Source organism: Panacagrimonas perspica (assembly GCF_004364935.1).
GTDB classification, from domain to species: domain Bacteria; phylum Pseudomonadota; class Gammaproteobacteria; order Nevskiales; family Nevskiaceae; genus Panacagrimonas; species Panacagrimonas perspica.
This window is the reverse complement of the sequence record NZ_SOBT01000010.1, coordinates 444116-469166: the sequence shown is the minus strand read 5'-3', so window position 1 is coordinate 469166 and position 25051 is coordinate 444116. Positions and strand designations below refer to the sequence as shown.

Sequence of the window (25051 nt, the reverse complement as noted above, 5' to 3'; positions counted from 1 at the left end):
AAGCCCCGCCACTACCTGCCCCGATGAACCAGCTCACGACTTTCGCTTTCGACAACCACGTGGCGCACGGCGCGATCGTGCGCCTGAAGGCGGGCGTGCACGACCTGCTCGATCACCGCGACTATTCGCCGGACCTGCGCAATCTGCTGGGCGAGGCGATGGCCGCGATGCCGCTGCTGGCCACGCATCTGAATTTCGAAGGCCGCATCAACCTGCAGTTCCAGGGTCTTCCCGAGACGCGCACGATCGCCAAAGCCAAGACGCAGCTGCTCGTCGCCCAGGTCGACAACCAGCTTCGCGTGCGCGCCATGGCCAAGGCCGGGTCCGATGCATCCGGCAATTTCCGCGAGCTGCTCGAAGGCGGCGTGCTCGCGCTGATGGTCGAGCCCAGCGGCGGCACGCGCTCGGCGACGCAGGCGCTCGTCCTGATCGAGGGCGAGCGTCTGTCCGATTCGCTGGAAGCGTATTTCGATCGGTCCGAGCAGTTGCCGACGCTGATCCGGCTGGCCGTGCGCGGCGACGAACTCGCCGGCTTCATGATCCAGCGTATGCCCATCGAATCAGCCAAGGGCACCGACGACGACTGGGACCATCTGCGCATCCTGGCCGCGACGCTGACGCGCGAAGAGCTGCTGGATACCGACGCCGATGCCCTGCTGATGCGACTGTTCTCGGACGCACCGCCGCTGCGCCGCTTCGAGCCGCGCGCCGTGCAGGTGCAATGCAACTGCGATCACGCCGGCATCTCGCGCCTGCTGATTTCGCTGGGGCGCGAGGAAGTGGACTCGATCATCGCCGAGCAGGGCAAGGTCAGCGTGACCTGCGAGTTCTGTTCGCGCGAGTACACGTTCTCTGCGGTCGAGACCGCGGACCTGTTCAGCGCCGCCGCCAGCCAGCCGTCCGGCACGCGGCACTGAGCGCCATCCTCACGTGATCCTGCCTCGCTATCGGGTCGCCGATTCGCTGATTCCGATGGCCGGCAAGGGTCTGTTCCTGGACGAGTACGTCGCCGGCGGCCGCGTGATCCTGGCGCCGGACAACATCCACACCGTGTGGCCGGAAGCTCGCCTGCGCACGTACCCGGAAGATTCGGTGGAAGTGCATTCCAGCGTGCGCTGGTTCGAGGATCGCTTCTCGCTGACGCCCGAGTGGAGCGACGAGTGCTACGTGAACCATTCGTACACGCCCACCGCGCTGTGGCACCTGGGTTTCGTGTTCGCCCTCACGGACCTGCCGGCCGGCACCGAAGTGACGATGGACTACCGCTACGTGATCGGCGACGGCGAGGCGATGCCGTTCCAGGATTCCGTGACGGGACGCCCGATCGTCGGGCTGCCATGGAGCGAATGCGTCGCCCAGACCGCGGCCCAGCTCGCGAGCCTGTTCAAGCGCTGAGCGATGCGGCCGGACGCGGCGGACCTGGAGAGGCTGCCGATCGCTGAGCTCGATGGTGGCCAGCATGTCGATCCGCTCTCGTATGACGGAGAGCCGACGCTCCTTCCCGAAGCGTGCGCGAGCCTCAGTTTCTCAGCGCGACAACTCCACCGACATCCCTTCCATCTTCAGCTGCACGACCGGCGACTTCGCCATCTTCATCAGCCGCGCCACCTGATCCAGCTCCGGTGACGACAGCAGCGGATACGTGGTCTTGATCGGTCCCGCCGCGCGCATCTTCTCGATGTCGGCCTGCGGCACCAGCGCGCGCAGGATCAGCTCGTCGTCGTTGTCCGTTCCGTATTGCTTGCGCAGTTCCTCGATCGTCGGCTGCTGCGGCGGACTGGCGAGGATCTGCTTGGCGCTGGGTGCGGACATGATCTTGTCGAGCACGTTCGCGTCGATCGGTGCGACGGTCTGGCCGTAGTAGCCGGCGGCGTACTGGATCACTTCGTCGGGCACCGTGCCGTAGCGCTTGCCGGTCACGATGTTGAGCACGGCCTGGATGCCGACGAGCTGCGAGAACGGCGTCGCCATACCCGGATAGCCCAGCTCCTTGCGCACCACCGCGGTTTCGCGGAACACCTCTTCGAGGCGATGGCTCATGCCGTGTTTCTCGAGCTGCGCCTTCAGCGTGCCGGTCATGCCGCCCGGCACCTGGTGGTGGATTGCGAGAATGTCGTACTCGTTGCTCTGGTTGACGAGATACCCGGCAGCCTTGCCGACTTTCTCGAAGTGATCCGCCACCGGCTTGAACAGGCTCTTGTCCAGCGAGTGCGTGTGCCCGAGCAGTTCGATGTTGTGCACCATGATCTCGGTCGACGGCACCGACGGGCCATTGGCCATCGGGCGGCTCGCGGTGTGCAGAATGCTCACGCCCAGCTCGATCGCATCGAGATAGGCCTTGGCCGACTGCCCGAGAATGTTGTTCGAGTGGAACTCGATCGGCTTGCCGCGGCACTTGGACTTGATCGCCGGGATCAAGGTCTTCATGCGCTCCTTCTCGAGCACGCCGCCGGTGTCGTACAGCAGGATCGTGTCGATGTCCGGCGAGGCGCTGAGCTTGTCGGCCTTGTCCGCGTAGTACTCGTCGGTGTGCACCGGCGAGAGCGCGAACATGATGCTGCCCGCCACTTCGCTGCCGAATTCCTTGGCGACCTTGGCGAGCCGGTGCATCTTGTCGATGTTGAACAGCACATCGTAGATCCAGAAGCTGCGGCAGCCATGTCGATTGAGCTGGCGCATCCACGCGTCCATCAGCGCATCCGGCGTCACCTGGAACGTCACGCTCGCATTGCTGCGCATGCCGCCGCGGATCTTCGTGCGCGGCATCGCCTGCGTCAGCAGGTCCAGCCCCGCCCAGGGATCTTCGCGGCAGGTGCGGATCATCACCTCGAACATCGACGAGCCGGTCAGGTCGATCACACGGAACCCGGTGCGATCGATCATCGGTGCAACCGGAAGGGCCATGCCGGCCTGCATGCGCATGCCCCACAGGGCCTGCTGTCCGTCGCGCATGGTCTCGTCGAGAAATTCAATGTGGGCCATCGGGTAGCTCCGTGTTGCAAGTTCGTTTACCGCAAAGGCGCAAAGGGAAAAGAAAGGACGCAAAGGATTGAGGATGGCGTGCGCCATCTGGAAGCTCACTCAATTCCAATGCTTTTCTTTCTTTGCGTTCTCTCTTTTCCCTTTGCGCCTTTGCGGTGAAAATCCTTCAATTCGCGGATCGTTGCGCGTAGCTCGGCAACAACACCTGCTCCAGCCACCGCGTCGAGATCCGGTTCTCGATGAAATCGGGATGCGCTGCGATGTATCGCAGCAGCGGCACGTTGGTCGCGATGCCTTCGATCGTGAAGTCGCGCAGCGCGCCTTGCAGCCGCTGCACGGCCTGCGCGCGGTCGGCGCCGTGGACGATCAGCTTGGCGATCATGCTGTCGTAGTACGGCGGCACCATCGCGCCTTCGTGCATCGCCGTATCCAGGCGCACGCCGTCACCAGTCGGCGCCTGCCAGCGGCGGATGCGGCCGGGCGAGGGCGCGAAGTTGCGGTCCGGATCCTCGGCGATCACGCGCACCTCGATGGCGTGACCGCGTCGCTGGATGTCCTTCTGCTCGAGCGCCAGCGGTTCGCCGCCGGCGACCTTCAACTGCATCTGGATCAGGTCGACGCCGCAGATCGCTTCCGACACCGGATGCTCGACCTGGATGCGCGCGTTGACCTCGATGAAATAGAACTCCTGGCGTTCGACGTCGTACAGGAATTCCACGGTGCCGGCATTGCGGTACTTGATCGAGGACAGCAGGCGCACCGCGGACTCGTGAAGACGCGTGCGCACGTCTGCCGGCAGGATCGCGCCGGGCGCCTCCTCCACCATCTTCTGGTAGCGACGCTGCGCCGAGCAGTCGCGCTCGCCGAAGTGCAGAACCTTGCCGTTGCCGTCGCCCATGACCTGGACTTCGATGTGCCGCGCGGTCTGCACGAAGCGCTCGAGGAACAAGGTGCCGTCGCCGAAGGCTTCCTTGGCTTCGTGCGACGCGCGCTCGAAACCTTCCTTCAATTCTTCGGCCGTGCGTGCCACGACCATGCCGCGTCCGCCGCCGCCGGCCGAGGCCTTGGTGACGACCGGAAACCCGACGGTCTTCGCGAACGCGAGCGCTTCCTCGGCGTTCGCCAGCGCGCCGCTGCCCGACACCAGCGGCACGCCGGCGCCGTGAGCGAGTTCGCGCGCGGCAATCTTGCCGCCGACCTGTTCCATCGACGTGGGCGTCGGCCCCACGAACGCGATGCCGTTCTCCTCGCACAAGGTCACCAGCGACGTGCGCTCGGACAGGAAGCCGTAACCCGGATGCAGCGCATCGCAGCCCGTAGCCTTGGCCGCGTGCACGACCAGGCGCGGGTCGAGATACGACAGCGAGGCCTTGGCCGGGCCCAGGATCACCGTGCGGTCGGCTTCCTTCGCGGCCAGGCTCTCACGGTCGGCGGCCGACGCCGCCAGCACCGATTCGATGCCCAGCGCACGCGCCGCGCGCACGATGCGCAGCGCGATCTCGCCGCGGTTCGCGATCAGCAGGCGCTTCATTCGTGACTCCGGGAACGGCGAGAACAGCCACTGTCAGGACAGCAACGGCCAGCGCAAAGGGCGCAAAGAAAAGCGCAAAGGCGCGAAGAAAGTCCCATCGAAAAGCTTTGCGCCTTAGCGTTATCCGTTCCCGAAGGCATAGGTCACACCGGCTCGATGTAGAGCAGCACCTGGTCGTGCTCGACCATCTCCGCATCCTGCACGGCGAGCTGGCGCACGACGCCGGCGACACCGGCGCGCACGGAGGTGAACAGCTTCATCACCTCGATCAGGCACACCTCGGTGTCGGCCGCGACGGTCTGGCCGATCTCGACGTAGGGCGCAGCGCCTGGCTTGGGCGCGCGATAGAACGTGCCGAGGTTCGGCGCCTTCACCGCGATCCAGTTGGCCGGGATCGCCGCTGCAGCGGCGGCCACCGGAGCACGCGCAGTCGGCGCGGCGGCAGGCGTGCCGAAGACAGCTGCCGGTGCGCTCAGCACTGGGGCAGGGCTCGCGGCCGGTCCGTGCGAGCGGCGCCGCGTCGGATCCTTCGACAGATACAGCTCGAAGCCCTCCGTGCGCAGATCCAGTTCCTTCCAGTCCGATTTCTCGAACAGGTCCATCAGTGCCTCGAGATCGCGAGCCGTCGGTTTGGTCATGGGGTTCCCTTGCGTTCTTCTTGTTCGTCGGCGGCACGCTTCCATTGCATGAACTGCGCAAGGCGCGGGTCGCTGGATTCATCCGGCTTGATCACCGGCAACGCGCCCTCGTGGACGCGGCCTTCCTTCCCGCAGACCGTCACGATGCGGCCCTTGAGCTGGCTCAGAGCGTTTTCGCCGCAGCCGACCACGCAGGGCCGTCCGAGCGAACGGCTGACGACCGCTGCGTGCGAGGTGCTGCCGCCCTGCTCGGTGATGATGGCCTTGGCGGCGATCATTCCATGCAGGTCTTCGGGGCTCGTCGTCGGACGCGCGAGCACCACGTCCTCGCCGGCAGCGGCGCGCCGCTCGGCCTCGTCGGAATCCGTCACGACGACGCCGATGCCCACGCCGGGACAAGCCGCTTCGCCGGACGCCAGCGGCGGCTTGCCGCCGTTGTCGCTGTCGGCCAGGCGCGGGTTCATCAGCGCGGCGAGCTGCTCGCCGGTGACACGCGTGAGTGCGGTGGCGATGTCGATGCGCTTCTCATCCACCAGGTCCACCGCGATGCGCAGCGCCGCCGGCGCGGCGCGCTTGGCGGCGCGCGACTGCAGCAGCCACAGCTTCGACTGCTGCACCGTGAACTCGATGTCCTGCACGTCGCCGTGTTCGGCTTCGAGCACGCGGGCCGCGGCGAGCAGACCGGCCAGCGCATCGGGTACGGTCTTGTTCATCTCGTCGAGCGGCTTGGGCGTGAACTTGCCCGACACCACGTCTTCGCCCTGCGCGCGCGGCAGGTACTCGCCGTAGGGCGCGGGCGATCCGTCGAGCGGGTTGCGCGTGAACAGCACGCCGGTGCCGGAGTGGGCGTCGAGATTGCCGAACACCATCGCCTGCACCGTCACCGCGGTGCCGATGTCGTCGGGGATGTTGTTGTGCTGGCGGTAACGCTTGGCGCGACGCGAGTTCCAGGATTCGAACACCGCGCGCACGGCCGCCTGCAGCTGCTCGACGGCGGTGGCGGGAATCATCGCGCCGGCGGCGGTGGCGATCTGCTCGCGCCATTGCGCGGGTGTTGCGGCGCGATCCAGCTCGGGCGCGGTGCCGCGCAGCACGATGGTGGCGTACAGCTCGAGAAAGCGGCGATGCGTGTCCTTGGCGAACGCCGGATCACCGCACTCGGCCGCCAGCGCGGCTTCGGTGGCGTCGTCGATGCCCAGGTTCAGCACCGTGTCCATCATGCCGGGCATCGAGATCGCGGCGCCCGAACGCACCGATACCAGCAAGGGCTGCGAGCCGCCGCCGAACCTGCGCCCGGTCTGCGCTTCGAGCCAGGCGATACCTGCCGCCAGTTCTGCAGCGAGCTCCGCGGGTTCGGCGCCCTGCCGCAGGTACTCCGTGCAGGCGCGCGTGGTGACGACGAAGGCCGGCGGCACCTGCAGGCCCAGCTCGCGCATGCGCGCGAGCGACCAGGCCTTGCCGCCGATCAATGATTTTTCGGCCGACGCGCTGCCATCGAGCGCGAGCGTCCAGGTTCCGAGCGAACGGGCCATACGTGTTTTCGTCCTCGTTCTATTCGGTGCGGGTGCGGCCCATCAGGCGCAGCAGCTCTTCGTGCAGCTCGAACCAGACCGTGTGGTAGCTGTCGATGCGCGCGTCGCTGACCCATTCGATGGCGCCGTCCTCGGCCTTCTCCAGCGCCGCGAGCAGGTGATCGCGATAGATCTGCAGGCGCGGCAGGCCGGCGGCGAGCCGTGCGAACAGCTTGTCGGCGCGCTCGTGCATCTCGCCCAGGCGATCGATGACGCGCTGGTCGTGCGCCTCGTTGGAGTGATCGTTGGGCACGCGCTTGCCGGCGACGTCCATCGTCTGCCAGTCGGTGATCAGCGTCTTGAGCTCGACGTTGACGCGCTCGAAGCCCTCGTACGCGGCGACGAAATCGGCGTTGGCGCGCAGGTCCGAGTAGTACTTGGAGTATTCGCCGTCGAGCGACATGCGCGCCATCGGCGCGAGGATGTAGCGGCCCTGCGCCTCGACGGCGCGGCCGCGCTTGACGGCGTCGGCCAGCGCGGTCTTCACGCGATCGACCGGGAGGCCGATCAGCTTCGAGACCGCCTCAGCGTCGGCGTGCTTCTTGATCGCGAGGCCGTGGAGGACCAGGTGCGAATCAGGTGTTGCCATCAGGAAATGCTCCTCGTACTTCGCAGATATCCACCGCAAAGGCGCAAAGGGAAAAGAAAGGTCGCAAAGGACATCGTCATCGAGTCGTTCACCGAGTGCGCCGTTTCTAGTTCTTCGCTTCTCTCTGCGTCCTTTCTTTTCCCTTTGCGCCTTTGCGGTAAAGACCTCAGAGGCTCAAGGTCTGCCCGACGTCCGCGCCGCGACCACCCGATCCCGCACTGCGCGCCGCAGGATCTTGTTGGCGCCGGACTTGGGCAGCTCGGGCCAGATCTCCATCGAGCGCGGCATCTTGTAGCCGGCGAGTTTCGTCTTCGCGAAGGCCAGCACGTCCTCGACGGTGACGCCGGCACGCGCGGTGATGACGGCGTGCAGGCGATCGCCCCACTTCTCGTCGGGCAGGCCGACGACCGCGGTTTCGATGACGCCCGGGAATTCCTGCAGCACTTCTTCGACTTCGCGCGGGTACACGTTGAAGCCGCCCGAGATCAGCATGTCGTTCTTGCGATCGAGGATGTAGAAGAAGCCGTCCTCGTCCATGCGTCCGACGTCGCCAGTGTGCAGCCAGCCGTTGCGGAAGGCCTTCTCGGTGGCTTCCGGACGGTTCCAGTAATGCGACATCAGCTGCGGTCCGCGGCAGACGATCTCGCCGACGCCACCCGCGGGCAAGAAGCGGTCGTCGTCGTCGACGATGCCGACCTCGACGAACGAATACGGGCGACCGCAGGAGCCGACGCGGTCGTGATCCTTGGGCCCGAGGTACGTGATCACCATCGGGCTCTCGGCCTGCCCGTAGGTCTGCGAGAAGATGCGGCCGAAGCGCTGTTCACCGCGCGTCAGCACGTTCGGCGAGATCGGCGACGCGCCGTAGTAGATGCCGCGCAGCTTGAGCTTCGAGTCGTGCGTGTCGGGCTGCTCGAGGATCATCGCGAGCATCGTCGGCACCAGGAAGGTGTGCGTCGCCTTCTCTCGCGCAGCCAGCTCCAGGAATTCCGCCGGCTCGAACTTGGTCATGACCAGGTGACGGATGCCGCGCGCCAGGCCCGGCAGGAAGAACGCGCCCGAGGCGTGCGAGATCGGCGAGGCGTGCAGGAAGGTTTCGCCCTGCGTCAGGTCGGGAATGAAGTCGGCCAGGAATGCCGCCAGCTCGGCCAGCTCGCCGCGCGTGGTCAGGGTCACCGCCTTGGCGTTGCCGGTGGTGCCGCCGGTGAAGCCCAGGCGATACGGCGCATCGAGCGGACGATCCACGGCGCAGACCTTGTTCTCGCCGGTCTGGATCAGGTCCTGCAGCCGCGACAGCGGAATGTCGAACTCGTGGCCCAGGCCCTGGTCGAGACCGTGGATCAGTCCCCGCGCCGAGACCTCGCCGAGCTTGTACTTGTGGTTGTCCAGGGTCTCGCGGATGTTCAGACCCACGCGGACCAGGCCGTTCTTGGCGAGCGCGTAGTACGCGATCAGGCAGTCGATGCCATTGGGCAGCAGCACCCCGACCCGGTCGCCGGGCTTCAGGCCCAAGGCCAGCAGCGCGTTGCCGAGTTGGTCCGTCAGGCGATCGAAGTCGCGGAAACTGAGCGTGCGATTGCCCTCCGTGAGGCAGGGGGCGTCCTTGAACTGAAGTGCTGCGCGACGGATGAGAGCGCCGATCTGCATGGCGGTTGGGCCTCCTTGGGCCCGGGGCGTTCTGGTGAGCGCAGAATGATGGGGCAAGATTGTCCTACAAAATATCGAAATCAGCCACGCGTATCGAGATCGACGGGCGGCGTGGGTCGGCGGCGACGGGCCGTAGGCGAAAAGATGGCGGTTGAAACCGCAATTTTTCGCGGAGTTTGACGCCCGTTGGAGGCAGGAGCGGACCTGGGTAACGGGTGCATTCGATGGCCCCGATGACCGGCGACGCGCGCCGGGTGGGGTCGAAAGCAGGCGACCGGGCGGTGTCGACGTCGGTTGCGGCCGGTCGAGTCGCTGCGATTATTCGTCGCGGGCGGGGCGTGAAGGTGTCGCGGGCGGTCCCGACCGCGGCGTGACGTTCAGGGACGAATGCCCGGCCCCGTCGTCGGGCGGGGTGAACAGGTCGTACGGCGCCCGCCCGCTGAAAATGGAGAACGCCAGCAGGATCACGACGAAGACGAGGGCGATCGACAGCAGCGGCCCGCTGTACCAGCGGGAGGGGCCGCGCCCCTCGTCCGGATCCGAATCGAAGGGTGCGCTTGGCTCGGCCGAATCCCCCGCCGGCTCGGGCTGCTCTTCCGAATCGATCGGTGCCCGCTGCGACGACGGCAGCCGGGTGACGAGTCGTGCGGCGATTCCAGCGGCGTCGCGTGGAGTCGCGGACGCATCGGGAAGCGAGGCGATCAATCCGGTCAGGCGCTCGATCGCGGCGGCCGTGGGAAGCGCGGCGAGTTCAGCCGCTTCCTTCCAGGGATCCAGGTCGAGTCTCGCGAGTGCGGACAACACGCTCAGCAGCCGGTCCTCGCGATCCTCGTCGACCGACGCCTGAAGGAAGGAGTCGAACGCCCGATCGACGCTTGCGCTCGAGGGGGTCCTTCGCTTGCCGGAACGCGTCATTCTTCTCCTGAAAATCGGTTGCCGAGGATGTCGTTGTCCTGCTCCGCGCCTCGCTGCCGGGACCGGGGCGGACTCGTCGTATCGGTGCGCTGGCGCTTCCTGCGTCAGCGCGAACCTGTCGGGACGGGACGATTGGCCGTCAATTGCGCGTCGCAGTGACCCGCATGCGGGCCGTGACGTCCATTCCCACACCACGATAGCCGCAATACCGACCCAGTGGATCGAACATCGGCTCGCCACTGACTTGAAAGTATTGCGTCGCGCCATCGGGGTCGACGCGGCTGTAGACGAAATCGAGAAACGGACGCCGTGCGGCGATGTGGCCGTTCAGCACGCTGCGCTCTGACTCGTTCCAGCCGATATCGTTCTCGGCGCGGACTCCGAGCATCTCCAGCGCCGGACCGGAAACCTGGGTGAAGGCGCCGTTCGCATCCTGTTCCCAGTACCAGTCGGACGATAGCTCGGTCAGCCGCTGGAACCGCTCTTCGCTTGCACGCAGTTCCGCGGTTCGCGCCAGCACCGTCTGTTCGAGCCGCAGATTGTGATCCGCGAGTGCGCGATACAGCAGTCGCACTTCCAACAGATTGTGGATGCGTGTCTTGATCTGCAGCATTTCGAAAGGCTTGGATACGAAATCCCGCGCACCGGCCTGAAGGGCGCGCAGTTCGTGGCCCGGCTGCGCGGTGATGGCGAGCACGGGCAGATAGCTGCCGGCTTCGAGCGCTCTCAGGGAATCGAGCACTTCGAAGCCGTCCATGCCCGGCATCTGCAGGTCGAGCAGGATCAGGTCGTAGCGGTATTCGCGATGCAGCGCAGCGACCCGGGTCGGATCCATCGTCGAGCTGACCGAGGAATATCCGGCGCCCGCCAGCATCTGTTCGAGCAGTCGGACGTTCGCGATCTTGTCGTCCACGATCAGGATGCGAGCCTGCAGGATGTCGGCGGCGAGGATCATCGGCGGATCTTCCTCACGCCGGCGCCGCCCAGGCCGCTTTCGGCGTACTCGATGGCGGCATCCAGGACCGCCATGAAGGCATCGACCCTGATCGGCTTGGTCAGGTAGCGGAAGAAACCCGCTTCCAGGCCCTTGCGGATGTCGTAGGGCATCGCGTTGGCGCTGACGGCGACCACCGGGATGTGCTGCGTCACCGGGTCCTCCCGCAGGATGCGCAGCGCATTGATGCCACTGATGCCCGGCAGATTGATGTCCATCAGGATTACGGCCGGCAGCCGTTCGCGCGCGATGCGGATGCCGACGACAGCGTCCTGGGCGCTGAGCAGGTGCAGGCCCGGACGGCGCGCGATGAGCTGTTCGACCAGGCTCAGGTTGGCCGGATTGTCCTCGACGTACAGCAGCGTGTGCTGCGCGACGTCGCCGGCCGGCGACGCCTGCGCGTCATCGGGGAACTCCTCGATCGCAGGATCGAGATCCGGTTCGACGGCGCGAAGCCAGTCGATCCAGAACACGCTGCCCTGGCCGACCGTACTCTCGACGCCGATGATGCCGCCCATCAGCTCGACCAGCCGCTTGGTCATCACCAGGCCGATGCCGGTGCCTTCCTGGCCGCTCGACTCCTGACCCAGCCGGTTGAAAGGCTGGAACAGTTGCGCGAGCTTGTCCGGCGACAGGCCCAGGCCGGTGTCGGTGACGCTGATGCGGATTCGCGAGGCGGAGGACTGATCGCAGGTCACGCTGACGCTGCCGCCGGCCCGGTTGTACTTGATGGCGTTCGACAGCAGGTTGAGCAGGACCTGTTTGACGCGAGTGTGATCCGCCTGGATGTAGCAGGGCTGCTCGAAATGGCAGACGTCCATCGCGATGCGCTGGCTGCGCGCCTGCGGCTCGATCATCGAATGACAGTCGAGCAGCACGCGGTCCAGCGCCGTCGGCTCCTGGGAGAGCTGCATCTTCCCGGACTCGACCAGTGCCAGATCGAGGATCTCGTTGATCAGGTCCAGCAGATACCAGCCCGCCTTGAGAATGTGACCGGTGTTGCTCTTCTGGTCACGCGTGAGCTGCACCTTGTCCGAATCCATCAACTGCGCGAAGCCGAGGATCGCGTTTAGCGGCGAGCGCAGTTCGTGGCTCATGTTGGAAAGGAAATCCGACTTCGCGAAGTTCGCCTTCTCCGCGGCTGCCTTGGCCTGCAGCAGTTCCGCCTCGACCTGCTTGCGCACGGAGTTGTCGGTACCGATCAGCAGATAGCCAATGATCGCTTCGTCGTCGTCGCGCAATGCCGTGATCGACACCAGCGCCGGGAAACGCCCGCCATCCTTGGAAATGTAGGTCAGCTCGTAGCTGTCTTCGATGCCGCGCGAGGCCTTGAACGCGAGCGAGCCGAAGCCGGCCGAGATTGGCGTCGAGAACTCCTTGCTCAAGGCCAGCGCGCGGGCCATGACCTCGGCGTGATCGTGGATGTCGCTCGGGCTGATGCGGTTCACGACCTCCTCGGCCTTGTAACCGAGCATGCGTTCGGCGCCGACGTTGAACAGCTGGATGATGCCTTTCTCGTCAGTGGCGATGATCGAGAACGTGGCGCTGTTGAGAATCGCATTGCCCAGGGCCTGCGTTTTCAGCAAAGCCTCCTGGGCACGTAACGCTGCGCTGTTCATGGGATAAGGCGTTTCCTTTGCGGCGAGGAGCATCACTTCACACCCGAAACAGAATCCTGTCGGTGCTGTACGTCACTCAACAGGCGGGCGAATTCTTTTTTCACGACGCCGTAGCACTCGCAGACCTGCGTGCTCAGCAGTTCGCGATCGAGCACGGTGATGTGGCCACGGCGATAGCTGATGGCGCCGAGGTCGCGCAGCCTTCCGGCGGCTTCGGTCACACCTTCGCGACGCACGCCCAGCATTCCCGCGATCAGTTCCTGGGTCATGACCAGATCGTTCGTGGGCATGCGGTCGAGTGTCGTCAGCAACCAGCGGCACAACTGCTGCAGCAGCGAGTGGTGGCGCGTGCAGGTTCCGCTCAACGACATCTGCGCCATCAAGGCCTGCGTGTAGCGCAGCATCAAGCGCATCAGGCGACCGGCGCGATCGAACTCGAGGATCAGGGCCTGCGCACGCAGGCGATAACCATGGCCCGCGGTCTGCACGATCGCGCGGCTGGGCGTGGTGTTGCCGCCCATGAATAGCGAGACGCCCACGATGCCTTCGTGACCCACACCGGCGATCTCGGAGGCATCGCCGCTTTCGAGCACATAATGAAGCGACACGATGGCGCTGGTGGGAAACCAGGCGTGCCGGGCCGTCTCGCCGGATTCGGCGAGCAGATCGCCGAGCCGCATCTCCACGAGTTCGAGATCGGGCAGCAGCCGCTCGAACTCCTCGGTCGGCAGCGCCGCGAGAAGCTGGTTCTGATTGGGGCTGTGGGGCGAGGTCATGATCGAGCGGGTGATCTGACCTTGGAGCGCCGGAGCGCGAGCGGCATCTTACGCTCCGCGATCGCCGTCCATGCCGCGGCCGCGCGAGAACGCGGTGCGGATCCAGCGCAATGGAGCCGCCGCAGGTTCATGTCACAGCCAGTAGGCGCCGATCCGCGCCGTCCGCTCCTGCAGACGCAGCAGCCAGGATCGATGACGCCACTCCGAGAGTTCGATGGCGTCGGATTCCGCCAGGTCCACGGCGAACATCGCGTCCATCTGCGCGGCGAAGCCACGACCCAGGATCACGGCGTTGATCTCGTCATTGTGAAGGAAGCTGCGCCAGTCGAGATTGGTCGAGCCGATGGTCGACCACACCCCGTCGATGCAGGCGGTCTTGGCGTGCATGACCGCGCCGCGCCGCTCGTGGATGGTGACGCCCCCCTTGAGCAGCCGGCTGTAGTACGAGCGGCCGAGGTGGAAGATCGCCCAGGAATCCGAATGGCTCGGCAGCACGAGCCGCACCTCGACGCCGCGACCCGCAGCATCGGTCAGGGCCTCGAGGAGCTGCGGGTCCGGCGCGAAGTACGCGATTGTCAGGTGCACGCTGCGCTCGGCGTGCGTGATGGCCGAGAGCAGCGTGAGATAGATCAGGCTCTGCGGATCGTCCGGCGTGCTGCCGATCGCGCGTACGATTTCGTCGCCCTGCGGCTTGAGATCGGGGAAGTACGCGCGCTCCGGCAGCGGGTCACCCTGCTGGCGCTTCCAGGTATCCAGGAAGAGTTTCTGGAACTCCGCGACGGCCGGACCTTCGATGCGGATATGGGTGTCGCGCCAGCCCAGCGGAAGCGCAGGAGCACCGTCGCGCAGGCGCCGTTTGCCTGATCTCGACGGGCCGCTCGAGTAGGTGTCGCTGATGTTGATGCCGCCGGTGAACGCGATTCGACCGTCGATCACCAGGAGTTTCCGGTGGTCGCGATTGTTGAGCGCCCACTCGGACTTGTTTCCGGCGAGCGGATTCACCGGATTGAATTCGAGCACCCGGACCCCGGCCTGGCGAAGGCGTTCGAAGAACGCCGCCGGCGTCGACAGGCTGCCGACGCTGTCGCGGATCAGGTTCACCTGCACGCCCGCGGCCTGGCGTTCCAGCAGCAGTTCCGAAAAAACCTTGCCGGCCTCGCCGTCATCGAAGATGAAGGTCTCGAGATTGATGTGATCCTTCGCCTCGCGGATCGCCGCATACATCGCCTGGTAGGTGTCCGGGCCGTTCTGCAGCAGGGTCAGCCGATTGCCCAGCACCAGGGGGCTGGCGGCGTTCACGGCCTGCTCGTAGGCGAGGTGCGTCGCCAGCACGTCGGATTCGCCGTGCGACCCTTCGAGCTTCTTGATGATGGCGTCGCTGCGGATTTCCGAGACCGGTCCCCGTGCGCCTTCGAATTCGACCTGCTTGGCGTGCGGCTGGTCGCGATCGCGCCGCGCATCCGGCAGCGTGGCGCAAGCCTGGATCCCCAGCAGCGCCAGGCATACGACGGCGGGCAGGCGTACGCGCGATCGCGTCGCTCCAGCAGATGCGCCACGCGGGTCGACGGGTGACGCGAGCGCTCGATCACCGGACGACACGGCGCCGGCGGTTCTTCGATTCGTCGATGTCGGGCGCCGGCTCACGCTCAGCCGGGGCCGTCGATGCCAGCAGCGGGCGCAGTGACGTCGTTGCCGTGCGGCGCCGGATCGACGCCGCTGCCGGGCAGGGTCGCCCACGCGAGCAGCACCAGCAGGCCCATGCCGACGAGGCACACCAGTCCGGTCAGATCCCGTTTCGACGCGAGCAGTCTTCGCTTCATGCCTCAATTGCCCTGGAACGCGCCAGCCGGGAGACCGCGAATACGCCGTGACGCGCACGGCTTGCGCGGCAGGGAGAGCCGATCGGGTCAGAAGACGACCTTAGACGCGTGAACGGGCGGCGTCGGTTCGTTACCGCACGAAGCCCGGACGAGCGAATTCCTCGGCGCCGGTTCGTCGGCGCCTGGCGGGACGCGCAAACAAAACGCCGCGCATTCCGATGGGACGGAATGCGCGGCGAATGCTGCTCCCCGTTTTCAGGCGGGTATCAGACCTTGAGGCCCTTCGACTGCACGCTCTTCACGCCGCGCACGTTCTTGGCGAGTTCGATGGCCAGGGCGCGTTCCGCACCGGTGTCCACACGACCGCTCAGGGTCACGACGCCGTTCTTGGTATCGACCTTGATGTCGGAGCCGTCGACATTGCTGGAGTACAGCAGCGTCGATTTCACTTTGGTGGAGATCCACCCGTCGGCCACATCGTGACCGGCTTCGGTGGTGACGGCCTTGGTCTTGTCGACGATCGTGGCCTTCGGCGCGACGACCACGAGCTGGTTGTCCACCGAGGCGACGCCGCGCGTGTTCATCGTGAGCTGGCTGGCGAGGCTCTTGGCCGCCTCGCTGTCGGCCGTGCCGGTCAGCTTCACGTTGCCGCGATTCGTGTCGACGTCGGTGGTCAGGCCATTGGTGTACTTGCTCCACCCCAGCTTGGACTTCACCGAGGAGGTGATCGTCGCGTCGTCGATGACTTCACCGTAACGGCGTTCGGTCGAAGGCGGAGCGACGTACTCGGGCTTCACGACGATCTGGTTGTCCACCGAGGTCACGCCGCTGACGCCGAGTGCGATCTGGCGGGCGAGATCCTTGTTGACGCCTTCCTCGACGGTGCCGCTGAGCGTGGCCTTGCCGTTGTCGACCGCGACCTTGAGATCGTTGGCACGCAGGTAGGGGCTCAGCGCGAACGTCGTCCAGATCTGGCTTTCCTGGCGGGCTTCGATCAGGTCCTGGGCGACGGTATCGGCGGCGAACGCGGTGTTGCCGACGCCCAGCGACAGGACGGCGATCGCCGAAGCGATCAGTGTTTTACGGAATGAGGTGTTCATGATTTCTCTCCATTGAGAAACGGCGGGAGGCCTCTCGGGAACGGTCGGACGACGGTCCCCCGAAGCATCCCGCGAAGTGATTCAGGTGGTCTTGAACTGGGCGAAGAAGGCCTTGATCTGCGTGGTCGCTTCATCGCGCGTGATCGCGTAGCGTTGCTGCACGAGGCCGGAGAGCTTCTGCATGTGGCCTTCGGTCTGCAGCAGTTCGTCGTCGGTGAGCTTGCCCCAGGTGATCTTCGCGGAGCCGACACGCTGCTTCCACGCACCCTTGGTCTCGGTGATGCTGGTCGGCATCGACTGCTGCTGTTGCTGGCTCATCGGATCCTGGTGGCCCATGGCGGCCAACATCGGCATCGTGAGCGGATCACCGGCGGGGACGGTCGTGGCGGGCTTGCGCAGGCGGATCTCGTGATCGCGCTCCTGCGCGACTTCCTGCGGATCCTTCTCGAGATCGACGCGGGTTTCGACGGGACCGGAATCGCGTGACAGGATGATCTTCATATGACCTCTTGGATGCCCACGATCGCGAAGGTGCGAGGCGGCGGGATCGCGTTGTGGAGCGGACTCTGCGGGTTCGTGAGGTGGCCGTCGGTACGGTCCCGCGCATAGCCCATCCACGGGCCGGCCGGCATCTCCTGCACGGCCGGAACGCCAGCTGACCGGGAGTGTTTGCCCCTATCGGGTTCCGGCGGCTCGTCGGGATAGGCTCGGGCCCTTGCTTCCCCGAGGAGATCTCAAGATGACCACGCACAAGGCCAGCTGTTTCTGCGGCGCCGTCGAGTTCACCGTGACCGGTGCGCCGGTGGCGATGGGCTACTGCCACTGCGAGTCCTGCCGGCACTGGTCTGCAGGGCCGGTGAATGCGTTCAGTCTGTGGCAGCCGGACGCGGTGAAGGTGACCAAGGGTGCCGACAACATCGGCACGTACAACAAGACGCCGGTCAGCTTTCGCAAATGGTGCAAGACCTGCGGCGGGCACCTGTACGCGGATCATCCGCCGCTGAACCTCACCGATGTGTTCGCCGCGATGCTGCCGAGCCTGAAGTTCGAGCCGGCGGTGCACGTGAACTACCAGGAGACGGTCCTGCGCATCAAGGACGGCCTGCCGAAGATGAAGGACTTCCCGGCCGAGATGGGCGGGTCCGGCGAAGCCTTGCCGGAGTAGCCCGTAGCCCGGACGAAGTCCGGGGTTGCGCTCCGTACCCGAGGGGATCCCGGACTTCGTCCGGGCTACGGGAGCGTGTGCGGGGCCGCGCGATCGGCTCCCGCTACAATCCGCGCCCCCTCGATTTGATGCGCCCGGTCCTGACCGCAGCCGCCGACACCTCATGAATCTCGCGCCGCCGGATCCGCCGATCGCATCGACCGCTTTGCCGACCTTCCTGCGTCTTGAGCGCGGATCCCTGCGGCAGAAGCTCGCCGAGGCCACGACCTACGCGCAATGGGTCGACGCCGCGCAGGCCTTCGACGCCGTCACCGGCCGCGAACGCTGGAAGCAGCGCCGACGCAGCGGGCTGTACGACCACGCGATGATCGGCGAGAAGCTGGACCGCCTGCGCGGGCTGCTGCAGCAGGGCGACAGCCGCGGCCTGCTGTTCGAGATCGAGGAAGGCGTGCACGGCAATCTCGGCGGCATGGGCAAGCCGATCCTGCACAACAAGGCGCAGTTCGGCACCAAGCAGCTCATCACCGACTACGTCGCGGCCGTCGCCGACACGCTGACGCACCTGGAAGGCGTGGACGACGTGGCGATCCCGCTCGCGACGAAGCTGGATCTGTTCCGTCGCGCCAGTCACTGCTACGGCCGCACCGCGCTGATGATGAGCAGCGGCGGCATGCTGATGTTCTTCCACTTCGGTGTGGCCAAGAGCCTGTTCGAGCAGGGCGTGCTGCCCAACGTCATTTCCGGTTCGAGCGCGGGCGCCATCGTGGCCGCGGTGCTCGGCACCCGCACGGACGCGGAGCTCGACGGCTTCTTCAAGCCGGAGAACCTGTACTTCGGCGAAGCCTGGAGCCCGAACCGGCTGGAGCAGCTCACCGGGTTGCGCCGGATCTTCGGCACCGATTCCTTCGAGCGCACGTTCGATCGCCTGATTCCGGACCTGACGTTCCGCGAGGCCTTCGAGCGCAGCGGTCGCAACATCAGCATTTCGGTGAGTCCCTGCGAGCGCCACCAGACGCCGCGCCTGCTCAACGCCGTGACGTCGCCGCACGTGCTGATCCGCTCCGCCGTGCGCGCGTCGTGCGCGGTGCCCGGACTATTCGAGCCGGTGCAGCTGCTGGCGCGCGACCAGAACGGCCAGACGGTGCCGTTCCTGAGATCGCGATGGATCGACGGCGTGTTCGCGGCCGACCTGCCGGCCAAGCAGCTCGCGCGCCTGTACGGGACCAACCATTACATCGTCAGCTACGTGAATCCGGTCCTGCTGCTGACGTTCCGCGATCACAAGACGCAGGGCTATGGACTCAAGCCGATCGTGGACCTGATGAAGGGCACGGCGCGCAGCCTGCTCAAGGCCGCGGATCCGCTGATCGGCAAGTACGTGCCGGCGTCATCGGTCGGCGTCGTGCACAAGGTCGCGCACGACATCCTGTCGCAGGACTACGTCGGCGACATCAACATCACGCCGCGTCGCCGCCTGTTCTCGCCGCTGCGCCTGGTGTCGCCGTACACGCACCAGGAAATCGGCGAACTGATGCTCGAAGGCGAGCGCCAGACCTGGCCGCGCATCGAGATGATCCGCATCTCGTCGCAGATCAGTCGGACGCTGGATGGGATCCTGGGGCGTGTCGATCGATCCTGACCGTAGCCCGGACGAAGTCCGGGATTGCGTCCTGTAAGCGAGGGGACCCCGGACTTCGTCCGGGCTACGTTACGCCGCCTTCTTCATCTTCGCGGGCGACGAATATTCCATCGCGCCATCGTCCATCGATCCGCTCCCCAGACTCAAACGTTCCAGCACGTAGTTCTGCTTGAAATTCCACGGCTGCTTCGAGCCCTGCTTCGGGAACATCGCCGCGGCGCGCTGCACGTAGCCGGACGTCAGATCCAGCAGCGGCAGTTCGGCCATCGAGCCGTCCTTCACCCGCGGCGTCGCCTGCTGCGCGCCGCGACGATCCATGTGGTTGAGCAGGCGCGCCACCCAGCGTGCGACCAGGTCGGCACGCAGCGTCCACGAGGCGTTGGTGTAGCCGATGCACGCGGCCATGTTCGGCACGCCGCTGAGCATCACGCCCTTGTAGCTGAAGCAGTCGGATGGATGGATCGCCTTGCCGTCGACGTTCAACGACACGCCGCCGTTGGCCAGCAGTTCGAGGCCGGTCGCGCTGACGATGATGTCGGCTTCCAGCTTCTGTCCCGACTTCAGGCGGATGCCATCGGCTTCGAAGCATTCGATCTGGTCGGTGACGACCGATGCGCGATTCTTGCGGATGGCCCTGAACAGGTCGTTGTTCGGCACCAGGCACATGCGCTGTTCCCAGGGGTTGTAGCGCGGGTTGAAGTGCGTATCCACGTCGAAGCCCTTGGGCAGCTGCGCGAGCGTGCCATTGCGCAGCATCTTCCGGGAGAACGCCGGGTAGCGTTTGCAGACCTGGTAGAGCGCCATGCTGAGCATCACGTTCTTCCAGCGCGACACGCTGTGCGCCGCTTTCTCGGGAAGCAGCTTGCGCAGGCCGTTGGCGATCGGATCTTCGGCCGGCAGCGACAGCACGTAGCTCGGCGAGCGCTGCAGCATCGTGACGTGCGCGGCCTTGTCGCTCATCGCCGGAACCAGCGTCACGGCGGTGGCGCCGCTGCCGATGATGACCACGCGCTTGCCGCTGTAGTCGAGATGTTCGGGCCATTGCTGCGGGTGGATCATCTGCCCCTTGAACTGCTCCTGCCCCGGGAAGGCGGGCGTGTAGCCCTGGTCGTAGCGGTAGTAGCCGCTGCACAGGAAGAAGAAGTTGCAGGTGTAGCGCACGGCGTCCTTCTGCGGACCGCGCTCGACGTCCACCGTCCACTGCGCGTCTTCCGATGACCACGACGCGCGCAGCACCTTGTGCTGGTAGCGGATGTGCCGATCGATGCCGTAGGTCTGCGCAGTCCGTTTCAGGTAACGCAGGATCGCGGGGCCATCGGCGATCGCCTTGGCTTCCTTCCAGGGATGGAACGAGAAGCCGAGCGTGAACATGTCGGAGTCCGAGCGGATGCCCGGATAGCGGAACAGGTCCCAGGTGCCGCCCATCGACTCGCGCCCTTCGAGAATCGCGTAGCGCTTGGTCGGGCACTGCGTCTGCAGGTGATACGCGGCGCCGATCCCGGAGATGCCGGCGCCGACGATCAGGACATCGACGTGTTCGGTCGACATGGGCGGGGAAATCTCCAGGGCCTGTTGCTCGTGCGGCTAGCCTACTCCGCCGGATACACGCGAAATTGGCCGTTGCGCCGCGATCTTCGGCACGAAGCGCCGCCGGTATTCGCCAGGCGACAGGCCGACGATGCGCTGGAAGATTTTCCGGAACGCGCTCGGGTCCTCGTAACCCACCGTCCACGCCACCTCGTCGATCGCCTGCGGCGAGGATTCAAGCAGTTCGCGCGCGCGCGACACGCGCAGTTGCTGCACGTAGGCCGTCGGCGTCTGGCCGGTGGCGGACTGGAAGCGGCGCAGGAACGTGCGCTCGCCCAGGCGCGCCTGTTCGCACATCGCGGACATCGTCAGCTTCTCGCCGTGACGGGCCTTGATCCAGTGCTGCACGCGCAGGATCGACGCATCGCCGTGGGCGAGGCGCGGCGCCGGGTCGGAGTAATGGCGCTGTTCGCGGCCGGCCGGGTCGACCAGGAACATGCGCGCCGTCGCGATCATCACGGCCGGCGTCGTCAGCTGTTCGATCAGGCGCAACCCGAGATCGATCCAGGCCATGACACCGCCGGCGGTGAGCAGGTCGCCGTCGTCGATCAGCAGCTTGGCGATGTCGAGCTGCACGTCCGGGAAGCGCTGCGCGAAGGCTTCGGCCAGCGCCCAGTGCGTCGTCGCCGGGCGCTCGTCGAGCAGGCCGGTCTGCGCGAGCACGAAGGCGCCGGCACACACCGAGGACAGGCGCGTGCCGCGGCGGTGTTGCTCCACCAGCCAGCGCGCGAACGGCGCCGCGTCACGCGGCGTGGGAATGCCGGTGAGGCAGGGCGGCAGGATCACCGCGGCCAGCGGCGCGGTCGGCGAACGGCGGCAGTCCTTGCGCGACAGATGCTGCACCTCGATGCGCCGCGACTTCGCACCCCGTGCGAGGTCCAGCCGTGCCGCGGTCTCGAACAGGTCGGCAAGCCCGTGGATCGCGGCGCCCTGCGCGCCCGGGTAGTCGAGGATGCCGATGACGGCGGGGGAGGGCGCGTGTCTGGGCATGTGTCGGAATCAACCCGCTCGCTGTCGGTTTTGCCTATGGGACCGAGGATGGCGCGCCACTAGTCTGGCGGTCAACGATCACCACGTCCGGGAGAACCCATGAGCGGCAAACTGCTTCAGATCGGCCTTTACGCCTGCGTCGCCTATTTCTGCGCGATGAGCGCGGCGCATTTCGCCGGTTTCAAGGTGCCGCTGCTGTTCATCTACTGGAACGTGCCGTCGAACCACTACCAGGACATGATCATTTCGTTCTGCGCCTTCACGTACGCGGTGCTGTTCTTCACGGCCGCACGCCATCGCGCCGCGGTGCCGGGCGCGCTGGTGGCGCTGGCCGGAACGGTGGTGGGCCTGTCGGCGGTGAACGCCTCCTCGCATCTCGCGGCGATGATTCCGGGTGCGCCGACGACGGCGTATTGGGCGCAGACCGGGATGATCGCGGGGCTGCTGGTGGTGCTGGTGGTGCTCTACCAGCAGTCTTCGAAAGCCTAGACGTATCCCGTAGCCCGGACGAAGTCCGGGGCTGTCGCTCCGGATGGGGGAACCCCGGACTTCGTCCGGGCTACGGGGCCGTCGAATCCGGGTAAGCGCACTTACGGCCTGCGCGCGGCACACTTCACGTCCTCTTCGTTTCATTTCTTTCCGAAGGACGTCCCGCATGAGCCTGCCCCCCGATCGCATCCCGGTCATCGTCGGTGTCGGCGAGATCGTCGATCGCACGCGCAATCCGGCCGAAGGTCGCGAGCCGCTGGCCTTGATGGTCGAGGCGCTGCGCGCCGCTCAGGACGACGCGAGCGCCGCGCTGCTCGCGCAACTCGATTCGCTCGACGTGATCTGCGAGTACTCGTGGCCGTACATCGACGCGCCCGGCCTCGTGGCACGCGAACTCGGCGTGAGCCCGCGCCATTCGCGCTACGGCGATGTCGGCGGCGAATCTCCGGTGCGCTACCTGCACGAGGCGGCGCTGCGCATCCAGCGCGGTGAGGCCACGGTGGCCGCGGTCGTCGGCGCCGAGGCGCAGTACACCGTCGCCGGCGCGATCAGGGCGAACCTGAACCTGTCCTGGGAACAGCGCGACAAGAAAGCCGTGATCCTCACGGGCCGCGAGTTCTCCGCGCCGGTCGCCGTCGATCACGGCGTCTGCATTCCCACCAACGTCTATCCGCTGTACGAGAACGCGAGCAGCGCGCACTGGGGCCAGACGCAACGCGAGGCGCTGCAGGAATCGGGAGAGACCTGGGCCGCGCTGTCGCGCGCTGCGGCGAAGAACCCGGCCTCGTGGCTGCAGGAGCCGTACACGCCCGAGGCGATCACCACGCCGGGCGAGAAGAACCGGCTCATCGCCTGGCCGTACACCAAGCATATGGTCGCCAATCCGCTGGTGAACCAGGGCGGCGCGGTGTTGCTGACGAGCATCGCGAACGCGCGTGCACTGGGCATTCCCGAGTCGCGCTGGGTGCGCGTCCTCGGCGGCGCCGCCGCCAACGAGCCGCGTGACTATCTGGAGCGCGACCAGTTCTGGCAGTCGCATGCGCAGAACGCGGTGCTCGAACGCTGCGTCGAAATCGCCGGCGGCGATGCGACGCGCTTCGCCGCGATGGAGCTCTACAGCTGCTTCCCCTGCGTGCCGAAGATGGCGCGTCGCACCTTGAAGCTGCCGGCCTCGGCGCCGCTGAGCGTGACGGGCGGCCTGAGCTTCTTCGGCGCTCCGCTCAACGACTACATGACGCACGCGGCCTGCGCGATCGTGCGCACGCTGCGTGAGTCGCCGGGTTCGGTGGGCCTGCTGTACGGGCAAGGCGAGTTCGTCACCAAGCATCACGCGCTGGTGATGGCGCCGGGTGCGGGCGACGCGACGGCGCAGGCGACGCTGCCGGAGGAGTACAAGGTGCAGGCGCAGGCCGATGCTCGTCGCGGCCCGGTGCCGGCATTCGTGTTCGATTACGCGGGACCGGCGCAGATCGAGACGTTCACGGTGATCTACCAGCGCGACGGCAAGCCCGAGTACGGCTGCGTCATTGCGCGCACGCCCGAGGGTGAGCGCCTGATGGCGCGTGTGCCGGCAAGCGATACGGCGACGCTCGCCGTGCTGACGGATCTGGATTCGCAACCGGTGGGCAAGAGCGGGACGGTGAGCCGGCTGGACTCGAAGCGGCTGCGCTGGGAAGCGGCGTAACCTCGTAGCCCGGACGAAGTCCGGGAAGGCAGCTCGCTAGCGGGTGCAATCCCGGACTTCGTCCGGGCTACGGTCGCGGCGTTTGTGTCGTCACTCCGCCGCGTCCGCCGCCGAGCGCTGCCGGTAATCGCCCGGCCTGACGCCGGTCCACTGCTTGAACGCGCGATGAAACGCGCTGGGTTCGGCAAAGCCGAGTTCGCCCGCGATCTGCGCCACGCTCACCGTCGAGTGCGTCAGCCGGTCGATCGCAAGGTCGCGTCGCAGGCTGTCCTTGATGTCGCGGAAGATCACGCCTTCCTGGTCGAGCTTGCGATGCAGCGTCGACAGGCCCACGCCCAGTTCCTCGGCGATCTGCGCGAGGTCCGGCCAGTCCGCCGGTGCGCAGGTGCGCAGCCGGCGCCGCACGTGCGCACTCCAGCTGTTGCGGTCCTTGAACTTCACGATGAAGTTGTGCGGCGCCTCGCGCAGGAACTCGCGCACCGCGGATTCGTCGGGCACCACGACGTTCGCGGCGAGCACGCGCGCATCGAACGCCAGCGCGCTGCGCTCGGTGTCGAAGCGCAGGTCGTTGGCGTACATCGAGTGGTACTCCACCCACCACGCCGGCCGCGGGTACGCGAAGCTCGCGCGATCCAGCGTGATGCGCCGCCCGACCAGCCAGCACATCAGGCCGTGCAGCATGATCATCAGGGTCTCGTGCGCGAACACCGTGAACGGCGCGGGGCGCTGGCCGGGCTGCAGTTCCTCGACTTCGAGCGCGGCGTCGTTGCCGTCCTCGACCAGGCTCACGCGGGCGTCGTCCATCGTGACGTTGAAGAACTGCACGGCGAGCCGCAGCGCGCCGCGCAGGTCGCCGGCCTGGGCGCAGGCACGCGACAGCATCGCGAAGCTGCCCACCTTCATGCGCCGCCGGTCGAGCCCGAACAGCTCGTCGTCCAGCGCCGCCGCGATCCCCAGCCACAGCGCGCCGAAGCGTTCGGCCGCGACGCGGGAGTGGTCGGAGGCGAGCAGCGATTCCGGGATGCCGGCGGCCTTGAGCAGCGGCGCGCGGTCGACGCCCCGGGGCGCCAGGCCCGACAGCGCGGCCCGGACGAACCAGATCGAGACGCTGTCCTTGGATTCGGTGGCGTCGCTCATCGAGCCAGGAACGGTCCAGATACGCCCGTAGCCCGGACGAAGTCCGGGGCGGTTCCCCCTTTCCGGCGGGAATCCCCGGCTTCGTCCGGGCTACGGTTCGCGTGAAGCATTCTGAGCATGTCGAATTCTGTCACGCCCACCGCGAGAATCCGGCATCGCCTCGGCCTGCCTCGGGCAG

The 25051-nt window shown here is 66.5% G+C and carries 23 protein-coding genes; 6 read left to right on the top strand and 17 right to left on the bottom strand.

What is annotated here, in order from left to right; all coding sequences use genetic code 11:
- Nucleotides 1–23 precede the first annotated feature (23 nt).
- A complete protein-coding gene (gene hslO, locus DFR24_RS18955; protein ID WP_133882972.1) occupies nt 24–917 on the top strand; it encodes an Hsp33 family molecular chaperone HslO in 894 nt (297 codons plus the stop codon).
- A gap of 13 nt (nt 918–930) precedes the next feature.
- Nucleotides 931–1395, top strand: a complete 465-nt coding sequence (locus DFR24_RS18950; RefSeq protein WP_133882971.1) for an SET domain-containing protein — start codon at nt 931–933, stop codon at nt 1393–1395.
- Between the two features lie 132 nt (nt 1396–1527).
- Here DFR24_RS18950 and DFR24_RS18945 read toward each other — a convergent pair whose 3' ends face one another.
- From DFR24_RS18945 to DFR24_RS25500, 14 genes are all read right to left on the bottom strand, one after another.
- Nucleotides 1528–2982: a pyruvate carboxylase gene (locus DFR24_RS18945; protein WP_133882970.1), complete on the bottom strand. Its 1455-nt coding sequence runs from the start codon at nt 2980–2982 to the stop codon at nt 1528–1530.
- Between the two features lie 166 nt (nt 2983–3148).
- Nucleotides 3149–4513, bottom strand: coding sequence for an acetyl-CoA carboxylase biotin carboxylase subunit (locus DFR24_RS18940; protein WP_133882969.1), 1365 nt, complete (start codon nt 4511–4513; stop codon nt 3149–3151).
- A gap of 143 nt (nt 4514–4656) precedes the next feature.
- A complete protein-coding gene (locus DFR24_RS18935; protein ID WP_133882968.1) occupies nt 4657–5151 on the bottom strand; it encodes an acetyl-CoA carboxylase biotin carboxyl carrier protein in 495 nt (164 codons plus the stop codon).
- Nucleotides 5148–6683, bottom strand: a complete 1536-nt coding sequence (locus DFR24_RS18930) for a pyruvate, phosphate dikinase (protein WP_133882967.1) — start codon at nt 6681–6683, stop codon at nt 5148–5150. The genes DFR24_RS18935 and DFR24_RS18930 overlap by 4 nt, the downstream gene beginning before the upstream one ends.
- Before the next feature lie 19 nt (nt 6684–6702).
- Nucleotides 6703–7311 (bottom strand): hypothetical protein, encoded by a 609-nt coding sequence (locus tag DFR24_RS18925; protein WP_133882966.1) that lies wholly within the window; start codon nt 7309–7311, stop codon nt 6703–6705.
- Nucleotides 7312–7485: 174 nt separating this feature from the next.
- Nucleotides 7486–8958, bottom strand: a complete 1473-nt coding sequence (locus tag DFR24_RS18920) for a class I adenylate-forming enzyme family protein (RefSeq protein ID WP_133882965.1) — start codon at nt 8956–8958, stop codon at nt 7486–7488.
- A 318-nt stretch (nt 8959–9276) separates the two neighbouring features.
- On the bottom strand, nt 9277–9873 hold the full coding sequence (locus DFR24_RS18915; RefSeq protein WP_133882964.1) for a hypothetical protein: 597 nt from the start codon (nt 9871–9873) through the stop codon (nt 9277–9279).
- Nucleotides 9874–10012: 139 nt separating this feature from the next.
- Nucleotides 10013–10828: a response regulator gene (locus DFR24_RS18910; protein WP_133882963.1), complete on the bottom strand. Its 816-nt coding sequence runs from the start codon at nt 10826–10828 to the stop codon at nt 10013–10015.
- Nucleotides 10825–12486 (bottom strand): hybrid sensor histidine kinase/response regulator, encoded by a 1662-nt coding sequence (locus DFR24_RS18905; protein WP_133882962.1) that lies wholly within the window; start codon nt 12484–12486, stop codon nt 10825–10827. The genes DFR24_RS18910 and DFR24_RS18905 overlap by 4 nt, the downstream gene beginning before the upstream one ends.
- Nucleotides 12487–12518: 32 nt before the next feature.
- On the bottom strand, nt 12519–13262 hold the full coding sequence (locus DFR24_RS18900) for a Crp/Fnr family transcriptional regulator (protein WP_133882961.1): 744 nt from the start codon (nt 13260–13262) through the stop codon (nt 12519–12521).
- A gap of 132 nt (nt 13263–13394) precedes the next feature.
- Nucleotides 13395–14861 (bottom strand): phospholipase D-like domain-containing protein, encoded by a 1467-nt coding sequence (locus DFR24_RS18895; protein ID WP_210772409.1) that lies wholly within the window; start codon nt 14859–14861, stop codon nt 13395–13397.
- Nucleotides 14862–14908: 47 nt separating this feature from the next.
- The gene (locus DFR24_RS24515) at nt 14909–15082 is read right to left on the bottom strand and encodes a hypothetical protein (protein ID WP_162851314.1); all 174 of its coding nucleotides are present in this window, start codon (nt 15080–15082) and stop codon (nt 14909–14911) included.
- A gap of 266 nt (nt 15083–15348) precedes the next feature.
- Nucleotides 15349–16182 (bottom strand): BON domain-containing protein, encoded by an 834-nt coding sequence (locus DFR24_RS18890; protein ID WP_133882960.1) that lies wholly within the window; start codon nt 16180–16182, stop codon nt 15349–15351.
- 81 nt (nt 16183–16263) lie between these two features.
- Nucleotides 16264–16683 (bottom strand): CsbD family protein, encoded by a 420-nt coding sequence (locus tag DFR24_RS25500; protein ID WP_246051717.1) that lies wholly within the window; start codon nt 16681–16683, stop codon nt 16264–16266.
- A gap of 238 nt (nt 16684–16921) precedes the next feature.
- Here DFR24_RS25500 and DFR24_RS18880 point away from each other — a divergent pair, with 238 nt between their 5' ends.
- Together DFR24_RS18880 and DFR24_RS18875 are read left to right on the top strand one after the other, a co-directional pair.
- On the top strand, nt 16922–17347 hold the full coding sequence (locus DFR24_RS18880; RefSeq protein WP_133882959.1) for a GFA family protein: 426 nt from the start codon (nt 16922–16924) through the stop codon (nt 17345–17347).
- A 163-nt stretch (nt 17348–17510) separates the two neighbouring features.
- On the top strand, nt 17511–18986 hold the full coding sequence (locus DFR24_RS18875; protein ID WP_133882958.1) for a DUF3336 domain-containing protein: 1476 nt from the start codon (nt 17511–17513) through the stop codon (nt 18984–18986).
- A 69-nt stretch (nt 18987–19055) separates the two neighbouring features.
- On the opposite strand, the gene DFR24_RS18870 is transcribed toward DFR24_RS18875, so the two are convergent.
- The gene (locus DFR24_RS18870) at nt 19056–20534 is read right to left on the bottom strand and encodes a flavin-containing monooxygenase (protein ID WP_133882957.1); all 1479 of its coding nucleotides are present in this window, start codon (nt 20532–20534) and stop codon (nt 19056–19058) included.
- Nucleotides 20535–20570: 36 nt separating this feature from the next.
- Complete coding sequence (locus tag DFR24_RS18865) at nt 20571–21563, bottom strand: GlxA family transcriptional regulator (RefSeq protein WP_133882956.1); 993 nt, start codon at nt 21561–21563, stop codon at nt 20571–20573.
- A 99-nt stretch (nt 21564–21662) separates the two neighbouring features.
- Between DFR24_RS18865 and DFR24_RS18860 the strand changes: the two genes are divergently transcribed.
- Nucleotides 21663–22052, top strand: coding sequence for a hypothetical protein (locus DFR24_RS18860; RefSeq protein ID WP_133882955.1), 390 nt, complete (start codon nt 21663–21665; stop codon nt 22050–22052).
- A 166-nt stretch (nt 22053–22218) separates the two neighbouring features.
- The gene (locus tag DFR24_RS18855) at nt 22219–23736 is read left to right on the top strand and encodes an acetyl-CoA acetyltransferase (protein WP_133882954.1); all 1518 of its coding nucleotides are present in this window, start codon (nt 22219–22221) and stop codon (nt 23734–23736) included.
- Nucleotides 23737–23826: 90 nt separating this feature from the next.
- Here DFR24_RS18855 and DFR24_RS18850 read toward each other — a convergent pair whose 3' ends face one another.
- Nucleotides 23827–24873: an AraC family transcriptional regulator gene (locus DFR24_RS18850; RefSeq protein ID WP_133882953.1), complete on the bottom strand. Its 1047-nt coding sequence runs from the start codon at nt 24871–24873 to the stop codon at nt 23827–23829.
- Nucleotides 24874–25051: the final 178 nt, after the last annotated feature.

Coding starts and splice junctions, on each gene's coding strand:
- hslO (WP_133882972.1), top strand. CDS start 24: ATGAACCAGCTCACGACTTTCGCTTTCGACAACCACGTGGCGCACGGC.
- DFR24_RS18945 (WP_133882970.1), bottom strand. CDS start 2,982: ATGGCCCACATTGAATTTCTCGACGAGACCATGCGCGACGGACAGCAG.
- DFR24_RS18940 (WP_133882969.1), bottom strand. CDS start 4,513: ATGAAGCGCCTGCTGATCGCGAACCGCGGCGAGATCGCGCTGCGCATC.
- DFR24_RS18935 (WP_133882968.1), bottom strand. CDS start 5,151: ATGACCAAACCGACGGCTCGCGATCTCGAGGCACTGATGGACCTGTTC.
- DFR24_RS18930 (WP_133882967.1), bottom strand. CDS start 6,683: ATGGCCCGTTCGCTCGGAACCTGGACGCTCGCGCTCGATGGCAGCGCG.
- DFR24_RS18925 (WP_133882966.1), bottom strand. CDS start 7,311: ATGGCAACACCTGATTCGCACCTGGTCCTCCACGGCCTCGCGATCAAG.
- DFR24_RS18920 (WP_133882965.1), bottom strand. CDS start 8,958: ATGCAGATCGGCGCTCTCATCCGTCGCGCAGCACTTCAGTTCAAGGAC.
- DFR24_RS18915 (WP_133882964.1), bottom strand. CDS start 9,873: ATGACGCGTTCCGGCAAGCGAAGGACCCCCTCGAGCGCAAGCGTCGAT.
- DFR24_RS18910 (WP_133882963.1), bottom strand. CDS start 10,828: ATGATCCTCGCCGCCGACATCCTGCAGGCTCGCATCCTGATCGTGGAC.
- DFR24_RS18905 (WP_133882962.1), bottom strand. CDS start 12,486: ATGAACAGCGCAGCGTTACGTGCCCAGGAGGCTTTGCTGAAAACGCAG.
- DFR24_RS18900 (WP_133882961.1), bottom strand. CDS start 13,262: ATGACCTCGCCCCACAGCCCCAATCAGAACCAGCTTCTCGCGGCGCTG.
- DFR24_RS24515 (WP_162851314.1), bottom strand. CDS start 15,082: ATGAAGCGAAGACTGCTCGCGTCGAAACGGGATCTGACCGGACTGGTG.
- DFR24_RS18890 (WP_133882960.1), bottom strand. CDS start 16,182: ATGAACACCTCATTCCGTAAAACACTGATCGCTTCGGCGATCGCCGTC.
- DFR24_RS25500 (WP_246051717.1), bottom strand. CDS start 16,683: ATGAAGATCATCCTGTCACGCGATTCCGGTCCCGTCGAAACCCGCGTC.
- DFR24_RS18880 (WP_133882959.1), top strand. CDS start 16,922: ATGACCACGCACAAGGCCAGCTGTTTCTGCGGCGCCGTCGAGTTCACC.
- DFR24_RS18875 (WP_133882958.1), top strand. CDS start 17,511: ATGAATCTCGCGCCGCCGGATCCGCCGATCGCATCGACCGCTTTGCCG.
- DFR24_RS18870 (WP_133882957.1), bottom strand. CDS start 20,534: ATGTCGACCGAACACGTCGATGTCCTGATCGTCGGCGCCGGCATCTCC.
- DFR24_RS18865 (WP_133882956.1), bottom strand. CDS start 21,563: ATGCCCAGACACGCGCCCTCCCCCGCCGTCATCGGCATCCTCGACTAC.
- DFR24_RS18860 (WP_133882955.1), top strand. CDS start 21,663: ATGAGCGGCAAACTGCTTCAGATCGGCCTTTACGCCTGCGTCGCCTAT.
- DFR24_RS18855 (WP_133882954.1), top strand. CDS start 22,219: ATGAGCCTGCCCCCCGATCGCATCCCGGTCATCGTCGGTGTCGGCGAG.
- DFR24_RS18850 (WP_133882953.1), bottom strand. CDS start 24,873: ATGAGCGACGCCACCGAATCCAAGGACAGCGTCTCGATCTGGTTCGTC.